10 protein-coding genes are annotated in these 9,248 nt (G+C 35.5%); all 10 read left to right on the top strand.

The genetic code is table 11. The annotated features are described in order from the left end of the window. Window positions 1–163 precede the first annotated feature (163 nt). The 10 genes from ADJ83_RS19945 (at window position 164) to hisG (ending at window position 9,243) form a co-directional block, all read left to right on the top strand. On the top strand, window positions 164–1,525 hold the full coding sequence (locus ADJ83_RS19945) for an IS4 family transposase (protein ID WP_048717268.1): 1,362 nt from the start codon (window positions 164–166) through the stop codon (window positions 1,523–1,525). Between the two features lie 511 nt (window positions 1,526–2,036). Then, complete coding sequence (locus tag ADJ83_RS19940) at window positions 2,037–3,164, top strand: DUF4097 family beta strand repeat-containing protein (protein ID WP_031540653.1); 1,128 nt, start codon at window positions 2,037–2,039, stop codon at window positions 3,162–3,164. Window positions 3,165–3,228: 64 nt separating this feature from the next. Beyond that, the gene (locus ADJ83_RS25365; RefSeq protein ID WP_152910852.1) at window positions 3,229–3,417 is read left to right on the top strand and encodes a hypothetical protein; all 189 of its coding nucleotides are present in this window, start codon (window positions 3,229–3,231) and stop codon (window positions 3,415–3,417) included. Window positions 3,418–3,419: 2 nt separating this feature from the next. After that, window positions 3,420–3,776: a phage holin family protein gene (locus tag ADJ83_RS19935; RefSeq protein WP_031540654.1), complete on the top strand. Its 357-nt coding sequence runs from the start codon at window positions 3,420–3,422 to the stop codon at window positions 3,774–3,776. Between the two features lie 361 nt (window positions 3,777–4,137). Next, window positions 4,138–5,067, top strand: coding sequence for an HPr(Ser) kinase/phosphatase (gene hprK, locus ADJ83_RS19930; RefSeq protein ID WP_031540655.1), 930 nt, complete (start codon window positions 4,138–4,140; stop codon window positions 5,065–5,067). Between the two features lie 92 nt (window positions 5,068–5,159). Then, window positions 5,160–5,972, top strand: coding sequence for a prolipoprotein diacylglyceryl transferase (gene lgt, locus ADJ83_RS19925; protein ID WP_031540656.1), 813 nt, complete (start codon window positions 5,160–5,162; stop codon window positions 5,970–5,972). 21 nt (window positions 5,973–5,993) lie between these two features. After that, window positions 5,994–6,647, top strand: coding sequence for a pyrophosphatase PpaX (ppaX, locus tag ADJ83_RS19920; RefSeq protein ID WP_231512623.1), 654 nt, complete (start codon window positions 5,994–5,996; stop codon window positions 6,645–6,647). Beyond that, entirely contained in the window at window positions 6,644–7,177 is a 534-nt protein-coding gene (locus ADJ83_RS19915) for an acyltransferase (protein ID WP_031540658.1), read from the top strand. The genes ppaX and ADJ83_RS19915 overlap by 4 nt, the downstream gene beginning before the upstream one ends. 240 nt (window positions 7,178–7,417) lie before the next feature. Next, on the top strand, window positions 7,418–8,602 hold the full coding sequence (locus ADJ83_RS19910) for an ATP phosphoribosyltransferase regulatory subunit (RefSeq protein ID WP_031540659.1): 1,185 nt from the start codon (window positions 7,418–7,420) through the stop codon (window positions 8,600–8,602). Beyond that, window positions 8,599–9,243 (top strand): ATP phosphoribosyltransferase, encoded by a 645-nt coding sequence (gene hisG, locus ADJ83_RS19905; RefSeq protein ID WP_031540660.1) that lies wholly within the window; start codon window positions 8,599–8,601, stop codon window positions 9,241–9,243. Before ADJ83_RS19910 ends, hisG begins: the two co-directional genes overlap by 4 nt. Window positions 9,244–9,248 lie beyond the last annotated feature (5 nt).

Below are 9,248 nucleotides of genomic sequence, written 5' to 3'. Positions count from 1 at the left end.
AACTTTCGCACCAAAAAAATAAGTGCAAATCGTTAGTTGTATTGCGTCTATGGTCTATTAAATATGTTGCTTGACAGTGTTTAATAAAATGAAATAACACCTCATTCTTTGGTATAGTGTAATTGTAGAGAAAACACTACCATACAGAAGAGGTGCTCCCTATATGATAGACCAAAATAGCCAAAACAATCAACTACCAAAAGAACTTAATTCGGTTTTTTCTGAGCTTGAAATGAATAAACACCTGCGCCAAGCAGGAATTAAAAAATCCTTCGGTTTCAGCTGTTCCTACTTATTTCAGCTTGTTTTCTGTTTGATTTTCCAGCACAAAAATTGGTTTTCACTTCTTGATTCAAAGAAAGCCGATCAGTTTCCAGCCAAAGATGCCGTCTATCGCTTTTTAAACCAATCAACTTTTAATTGGCGCCGTTTCTTACTACTGTTGAGCATTTTTACTATTCAAAAGGTGACTCGCCTTACGAATAAAGAGCGTCCAAAAGTACTGATTATCGATGATTCTGCGTATGACCGAAATCGTAGTAAAAAGGTAGAGCTTCTCGCTCGTTGTTTTGATCATGCTTCCCTGAAAATGCGTTTCTTTAAGGGGTTTCGTATGCTCACTTTGGGCTGGTCAGATGGCTATACATTTATGCCAATTGACTTTTCTTTAGTCAGTTCAAAAAAGTCTCAAATCAATGGTATCTCTGAAAAAATTGATAAACGTACTTGTGGATACAAGCGTCGAGAAAATGCATTACAAACTGAGCCTGAACAAGTTCCTGACATGATTAAACGTGCATTAGCCAATGGGATAGATGCAAGTTATGTCCTTATGGATTCTTGGTTTACATTGCCACCACTTGTAAAGTCTATTGTGGATCAAGGATTAGACGTAATTGGTATGGTCAAAGAAACAAAACAACGTTATAACGTAAACGGGGAGATGGTTTCTTTAAAGCAACTATACCGCCTAGCTGGACCCATTCAATCCAAGAAAGGAATTCTTCGTTCCATCCATACGATCATGGCTAATGGAACACCAATTAAAGTGGTATTCATTCAAAACAGAAATAAGAAAAGCGACTGGCTTGCCATCCTCAGCACAGACTGCACTCTTTCAGAACAGGAGATCGTCCGAATCTATGGAATGCGCTGGGATATCGAGGTATTCTTTAAGGCGGCCAAATCTCTTTTGAAACTTGAAAAAGAATTCCAAAGCCGTTCATATGACGCGCTTATTTGCCATACAACGATTGTGTTTTCTCGTTTTATCGTTCTGTCGTGGCAGAATCGCTGTAATACCGATCAACGCACAATAGGTGGTCTGTTTTACGAATTATGCGATGAAGTAAATGAACTTGATTGGGCTGTCGCATTACAGCAATTGATCGAGCTTCTTCAAGATGCACTTAAACAAACGAATAAGAAAATCAAAAAAATAATTCAAAGTCAACTTGAACAGTGGATCGCTGGCCTTCCTAATTATATCAAGGCTTATTTGCCGATATCACTCTGCGAAAGTTGAGTTAATATAGGATAAAGGGATGGGGACAGTAGAAGAGTCGATTAGTTTATAGCAAAGCAGACTTCCTATAAAATGGCCCTGTCCCTTTTTTATTTCTTCCACAGAATTCTTCTGAAATGAAAAATAATGACATAAAATAAAAAAGATTATTAGCTTTAAGTAAATAGATAAATAAAAGGATTGAAACTTTTCGGAGGGATAATTCGTATTAGAATGAAGAGATGATAATTTTGAATGCTAATGGTTGATATCCAGAATTAATTAGAGTAGACATCAACGGACTCTATTGCAAAAAAATGAAATTATTATGCAAACAGCATTTTTATCACAATTTTAATTGTAATTTCCATCATTAATCTTAAATAATATCTTAAAAATACAGCCAATCATTTCATAATTCACAGAGTATCATTAAAAACCGTTTTGTAGTTTATGGCTAAGCATTAGCAAATTATTTTTAAATGTTGAAAACAGAATAAAACAGTTTAGTTAATTTTGAGGAGGATTTAAAGTGGCTGACGAGAAAAAACGAATTTTAGAGTTAGTTGAAAGTGGAAAATTGACAGTGGATGAAGCATTAAAGCTAATGGAAAAGGTTGATGAAGTAAGTGAGAAGAAATCCTTAAATGAAGAAGAAAAGAAGATATTAGAAGATTTTCATGAAGAAGCAAAGTTCCATGAAAAAAAGAAAGAAACAAATTCAAATTATGGATTTAACTTTCAAGCAGCAAAAGATAAACTTTTTGATTTTGTTGATACAACGATAAAGAAGGTAAAAGAAGTAGACCTTGATTTGAACTTTGGTCATTTTGAAGAAGTTTCTCACATATTTCAGTACAATAATATTTCACCAAAGAAACTGGATATTGATATTCCTAATGGAGAAGTTGAGCTCATTCCATGGGATCAAGAAGAAGTTAGTATTGAGTGTAAAGCAAAGGTATATAGAGTTAATTCTTTGGAAGAAGCAAAAAAGGTGTTTTTAAAGGAAATACAAGTGATTGTAGATGATGAACAATTAGTAGTCAAAACAAATCATAAATGGATGAAGGTAAAAACTCAAGTTTATGTTCCTAAAAAGTCCTATGAATCAACCATCATTCGCTTATTTAATGGACCGATTACAACATTTGATATAAAGGCGGAAAAATTGTATGCTAAAACGGCTAATGGTAAAATAACGCTAAATGCAGGTGAAAATACAAAAGTAGAAGCAGATGCAGCGAATGGCAGTATAAAAGTTGATAAAGGAAACATCCAGAAACTTGATGCAGAAACGATTAATGGTTCGATTGCAGTGGATGGGTACTTTAATAAAGTGGATTTACAATCCTTTAATGGAAGTATTTCATGTACAAATCATGCCGAAAATTGTGAAGTTTTAGAGTTCCAAGGGACTACAGGGAGTATTGAGGTAAGCTTGCCAGAAGCATTAGCCGTTAGTGGTGTATTAAAAACGAATTTTGGCGGCTTTAATGTAGAGTTAGAGGGTATTCAAATAATTGAAGAGAAAAGTGAAGTACTTCAAAAAACGTTACAATTTAAATCAATACAATCAAGTGATCATCATACAAAAATGGAAGCAAACACAAAAACTGGATCGATAAAGGTTAAAAAAATTGAAAAAGCAGGCAATTAATTTTATAGGAAAAACCGATAATTAATTAATCGATAGTTGATATAGAGAATAAAAGAATGTGCGAATGCTAATTATATCACTTATCGTATTTTTACCACTCTTAACGGTCAGTACCATTACCTCCTATCGACTGAGAAGAATTCATGGGAGAAAGGCGGGAAATCAACTGTCCGTAAAGGTCCGATTGGTTCAACTAACCCTCAGTGGGGAAGTTTCTTTATCGGTTTTTACTATGCAGAATGAGGAGCAATAAGAATGAGATGGATAATAGGGATATTAATTAATGCTATCTTCTTTGTGGCATTAGCCGGTTTATTTCAGGATTACTTTTATTTATCAGGAATCGGTGCTGCAATTGGTGCTAGTGCCGTTTTATCTCTGCTAAATATTATTGTAAAACCAATTTTAATATTATTGACATTACCTGTGACAATATTATCGCTAGGACTATTTTTATTTGTCATTAATGCGATCACACTGTCATTAACAGACAGATTGATGGGGAGCAGTTTTGAAATATCAAGTTTTAGTATGTGCTTACTTTTTAGCATTTTCCTATCGATTTGTAATATAATTGTTCAAAATACTGTCCTTCGTGGAGAAAAAAGGTAAACGCTGCTAAGTAAAGGGGGAAAACTATTTTCCTGCTTTATTGGCAGTTTTTTTATGTTCCAAATTAATGAATGGGAAGTAGATTTAATCTGCAGATATTAGCACATTCATTATGAAAACAGCCATAATAATGGACATTATTGGCTTCATAATAGCATAACTGCTACCCATTTCCACTAACAGTATGTAAACGCTGACCTATAAGTAGTCTTGTTTTCCTAATATTTTGATTGAATTCTGGCATATATTTATCTTTTAATGCTAAAATAAAGTGAATATGGAATTCTAAATAATGACTAAAATTAAACAGTTTTGTTCTGTTTATAAAACGAACAGCAATGACCTTTAAAGGAGGAGCTTCATGGCGGCAAAAGTATTAATAAAAGATGTTATTGAAGAGTTTGATTTAGAAATTGTAAGTGGAGAAGAAGGAATTAATCGACCGATTACGGTTAGTGATATATCAAGACCTGGTTTAGAAATGGCAGGTTACTTTAACTACTATCCAGCTGAGCGTGTTCAGTTGCTAGGAAAGACAGAGCTTACATTTGCTCAACGTTTAAGTGATGAAGATCGAGCAAATCGATTAACAAAATTATGTAGTGATACAACTCCAGGTATTATCATCACTCGTAATATGGAAGTGCCACCACAGTTAATAGAGGCATCTGAAGAGCTGGCTGTACCAGTATTGCGGTCCAAGCATAAAACATCACTTTTTTCTAGTAGACTTACAAATTTCCTGGAAAGAAAACTTGCACCTACTACAGCGGTTCATGGTGTCCTCGTTGACATCTATGGCGTAGGGGTTTTAATTACGGGGAAAAGTGGTGTTGGTAAAAGTGAAACAGCACTTGAGCTTGTTAAGCGTGGTCATCGATTAGTTGCTGATGATTGTGTGGAGATTAGGCAAGAAGATGAGAATTTAATTGTTGGAAGTTCACCAGAGCTAATTGAGCATCTATTGGAAATTCGCGGATTAGGAATTATAAATGTCATGACTTTATTTGGAGCTGGTGCTGTACGCACACATAAGAAAATCTCCTTGGTTATGTCATTGGAATTATGGGAGCAGAACAAGCAATATGACCGTTTAGGGCTAGACGAAGAGAAAATGAAAATAATTGATACGGAAGTAACAAAGCTTACGATTCCAGTCCGTCCAGGTCGAAACTTAGCTGTCATTATTGAAGTAGCAGCAATGAATTTCCGATTAAAACGAATGGGTGTAAATGCAGCAGAACAGTTTACCAATAAATTGAATAATGTTATTTCTGACGAAAAAAATTAAAGAAATGTAACTAAAGGAATGAATGGTAAAGTGAAAATACACTTTTTTCTCAAGCCTTTAAAAGAAACACATGGGAAATAGGAGGAAATCTGATGGAAGATATACAACCAATCGATCCAATTGCTTTTTCATTAGGACCAATTGATGTCAGATGGTATGGACTTATTATCGGTTCTGGATTAATTCTTGCTCTTATTATTGCAATGAGAGAAGGAAATAGAAGAGGACTAGGAAAGGATGACTTTCCAGATTTAATGTTATGGGCTATTCCAATCTCTATTATATGTGCGAGAATTTATTATGTCATCTTTGAATGGAGCTATTATAAAGATCACCTTGGTGATATTCCAAAAATTTGGAATGGAGGTATCGCTATTCATGGTGCCTTAATTGGAGCTGTTGTCACTACCTATATTTTTACAAAGAAAAAGGGAATTCCTTTCTGGAAAATAATTGATATAGCAGCGCCAAGTCTTATCCTTGGACAAGCAATTGGCCGTTGGGGCAACTTTATGAATCAAGAAGCACATGGTGGGGAAGTAACACGTTCCTTCTTAGAAGGACTTCATTTGCCGACCTTTATTATTGATCAGATGTATATTAACGGAACTTACTACCATCCTACTTTTTTATATGAATCATTATGGAATATAATTGGATTCGTGATTTTACTAGCTTTACGTAAAGTTAATTTACGAAGAGGAGAAATATTCTTATCCTATGTCATTTGGTATTCGATTGGAAGATTCTTTATAGAAGGCATGAGAACAGATAGCCTAATGATTGGCGATTTACGAATGGCTCAATTAATTTCTTTAGCTTTAATTGTATTATCAGTTGTCACCATTATTTATAGAAGAAAAGCTGGATTTGCAAGTGAGCGTTATTTAGATACAAATGGTTAATGATAGAAAGGGATGTTCAGGTTGACTGGAAAAATTAATACTGCATTATTTGATTTAGATGGAACACTTATTAATACAAATGAATTAATAATTTCCTCTTATTTACATACATTAAATCATTATTACCCAGGAAAATATGGCAGAGAAGATGTAATTCCATTTATGGGTCCACCGTTATTAGAAACATTTGAATCCATTGATAAATTACGTGCACAGGAAATGATGACAATGTATCGTGCCTATAATATCGAGAATCATGATAATATTGTTACGATATTTGATGGAGTATATGAGACCATTAAAGAATTAAAGGAAAGAGGCTTTAAACTCGCGATTGTATCGACAAAGCTTTCTGATGTAGTAGAAATGGGCTTGAAATTAACAAAATTAGATGCGTTTTTTGACGTAGTAGTTGCATTGGACCATGTAAAAAAGGCAAAGCCAGATCCGGAGCCAGTTCTTCTTGCTCTCGAGAAATTGAAGGCATCACCAGCTGAAGCAATAATGGTTGGAGATAATAAACATGATATATTGTCAGGAAAAAATGCAGGTACCTTAACTGCTGGGGTTGCTTGGACATTAAAAGGAAAGGCATTCTTGCAGGAATATCATCCTGACTATATTTTTGATAATATGAAGGATATCCTTTCTATTCCAGAAGTTCAAACATCATGAGAAAGACAACAAGATATCCAGTTAGCGGACCGAATTCTTTATGGCATGTATATAAGACTGTGCCTTTTTTAAAGGTAATTAAGAATTTTATGGTTATCCAAACAGCAAGATATATGCCTTTTTTGAAAGTAAAGAACTGGATGTACCGTAAGCTTTTGAAAATGAAGGTGGGAGAACATACTTCCTTTGCTTTGATGGTAATGCTTGATATTATGTTTCCTGAAAAAATCAAGGTTGGCAAGAATAGTGTGATAGGATATAACACAACCATTCTTGCCCATGAATATTTAATTGAGGAATACAGACTAGGGAAGGTTGAAATTGGTGATGAAGTAATGATTGGTGCCAATTCAACGATTCTTCCTGGCGTGAAAATTGGAGATCATGCAATTGTTTCAGCAGGTACACTTGTCCATAAGGATGTTCCTGCAGGAAGCTTTGTTGGTGGAAATCCAATGCAAGTTATTTATACAGCAGAACAAATGGAAGAGCGCAGAAAAAACGAACCTTCTTATGTACTAGATGAATAAATAGAAGATAGCCTATCTGTCCGTTATTCCAAGATTGATAATCTTTGGAGTAACGAATAGATAGGTTTTTTAAAAAATGTCAGAATTAATAAAAAATAGAAAGATTAAGCGAATTTTCTTTTAAATGCAACTTTTCCCTTGACCTAAGATACGACGAAGAGTACACTAAAAACAACTCTTTAATTTGGTAGTATATTAGCGAACTAAAGCATTCGGAATTTTAAAACATGAGGTGTAGTGATGAGTAGCTTATTTATGTTTGAAAAGCCATTAGGCATGAGAGATACATTACCAGCCATATATGAAAGAAAATATAAAGTAAAACAATCGATGGACACAGAGATTAAGAAATGGGGATACCAATTTATTGAAACCCCAACATTGGAATATTATGAAACAGTCGGAACGGCGTCTGCCATTTTAGATCAGCAACTTTTTAAATTATTAGATCAGCAAGGACATACACTAGTCCTTCGTCCAGATATGACAGCCCCAATAGCGAGGGTAGCAGCTTCTAAACTTCTAACAGAAGAATTGCCATTGCGACTTGCCTATAATGCCTCTGTTTTTCGAGCACAGCAGCGAGAGGGTGGGAGACCAGCTGAATTTGAGCAAATCGGGGTTGAATATATCGGTGATAAAACAATTAGTGCCGATGGGGAAGGGATTTCTTTACTCGTTTCTACTCTTCAACAAGCAGGTGTGAAGGAGTATCAAGTTTCAGTAGGACATATTGGCTTTGTGCAGTCCTTCTTTCAACAAATCCTGGGAACGAAAGAAAGAGCAGAGAGTCTAACGAAATATTTGTATGAAAAAAATTATGTGGGGTATCGCCAGCATGTGGACAAGCTTTCTTTATCAAGCATTGATAAGCAGCGATTAAATGATTTCTTGCAGCTTAGAGGCGGAGAAGAAGTGATTGAGCTTGCTTATCAATTGATTGAAGGCGGTCAAGGGGCGAAAGCAATTGACGACTTAAAGCAGCTTTGGGAAATCCTTGTTGATTATGAAGTGGCAGATAGAGTGACATTTGATTTATCCCTTGTTAGTCATATGAGCTACTATACTGGGATTGTGTATGAAGTATATGCTGAGGGTGTAGGTTTTCATATCGGCAGTGGTGGCCGCTATGATTTATTATTAGAGAAATTCGGAAAAAGAACGGGAGCAACTGGTTTTGCTATTCGAGTTGACCGATTATTAGAAGCACTTGGGAAAGTGGAAAAAACAGCAACAATAGAGTGTATTTTATTTAGTAATGAGCGCAGAAAAGAAGCTTTCCAATTGGCTCAGGAGAAGAGGAAAGCAGGAATCCATGTCATTACGCAAGATATTAATGGGGTAAAAGATGTAGATGCTTGTACGAAGCAATACAGTGAAATTACGCTATTAGTTGGGAAAAAAGGAATGGAGGTTGTCAAATGAACGATATGCTAACTATCGCCATGCCAAAGGGAAGGATATTCGAAGAGGCGGCTGACTTATTAAGAGATGCAGGCTTTCGTTTACCTGCTGAATTTGATGACTCCCGGAAATTAATCATTGATGTAGAAGAAGAAAACTTCCGCTTTATCTTGGCAAAACCAATGGATGTACCAACTTATGTGGAGCATGGCGTAGCCGATTTAGGGATTGCTGGGAAAGATGTCATGCTGGAAGAAGAAAGAGATGTATATGAACTGCTAGACCTACATATTAGTGCCTGCTATTTGGCAGTGGCGGGTCTTCCAAATACAGAGCTTAATGAAATCGCGCCAAGGATTGCGACAAAGTATCCGAATGTAGCAGCTGCTTATTTTCGGGAGCAAGGGTCTCAAGTAGAAATCATTAAGCTGAATGGTTCGATTGAGCTTGCGCCTATTATTGGGTTGACGGACCGAATTGTTGATATTGTTTCAACAGGAAAAACATTGGTAGAAAATGGACTAGTAGAATACGAAAGAATAGTAGATATTACTTCAAGATTAATTGTAAATCCTGCAAGCTATCGATTGAAGGATTTACGAATTGGTGAATTAGTTGCAAGGCTTCAACAAGTCGTAAATACGAAGCTATTATCGAAATAAAGGGA

The organism is Bacillus sp. 522_BSPC, from assembly GCF_001076885.1.
GTDB lineage: Bacteria > Bacillota > Bacilli > Bacillales > Cytobacillaceae > Niallia > Niallia hominis.
The sequence above is the reverse complement of the archived record's forward strand: the minus strand, read 5'-3'. Positions and strand labels throughout refer to the sequence as shown.

Bases quoted from the DNA above. Each gene is read 5' to 3' on its own strand.
- ADJ83_RS19915 (WP_031540658.1), top strand. From the start codon at position 6,644: ATGAGAAAGACAACAAGATATCCAGTTAGCGGACCGAATTCTTTATGG.
- hprK (WP_031540655.1), top strand. From the start codon at position 4,138: ATGGCGGCAAAAGTATTAATAAAAGATGTTATTGAAGAGTTTGATTTA.
- ADJ83_RS19945 (WP_048717268.1), top strand. From the start codon at position 164: ATGATAGACCAAAATAGCCAAAACAATCAACTACCAAAAGAACTTAAT.
- lgt (WP_031540656.1), top strand. From the start codon at position 5,160: ATGGAAGATATACAACCAATCGATCCAATTGCTTTTTCATTAGGACCA.
- hisG (WP_031540660.1), top strand. From the start codon at position 8,599: ATGAACGATATGCTAACTATCGCCATGCCAAAGGGAAGGATATTCGAA.
- ADJ83_RS19910 (WP_031540659.1), top strand. From the start codon at position 7,418: ATGAGTAGCTTATTTATGTTTGAAAAGCCATTAGGCATGAGAGATACA.
- ADJ83_RS25365 (WP_152910852.1), top strand. From the start codon at position 3,229: ATGCTAATTATATCACTTATCGTATTTTTACCACTCTTAACGGTCAGT.
- ADJ83_RS19935 (WP_031540654.1), top strand. From the start codon at position 3,420: ATGAGATGGATAATAGGGATATTAATTAATGCTATCTTCTTTGTGGCA.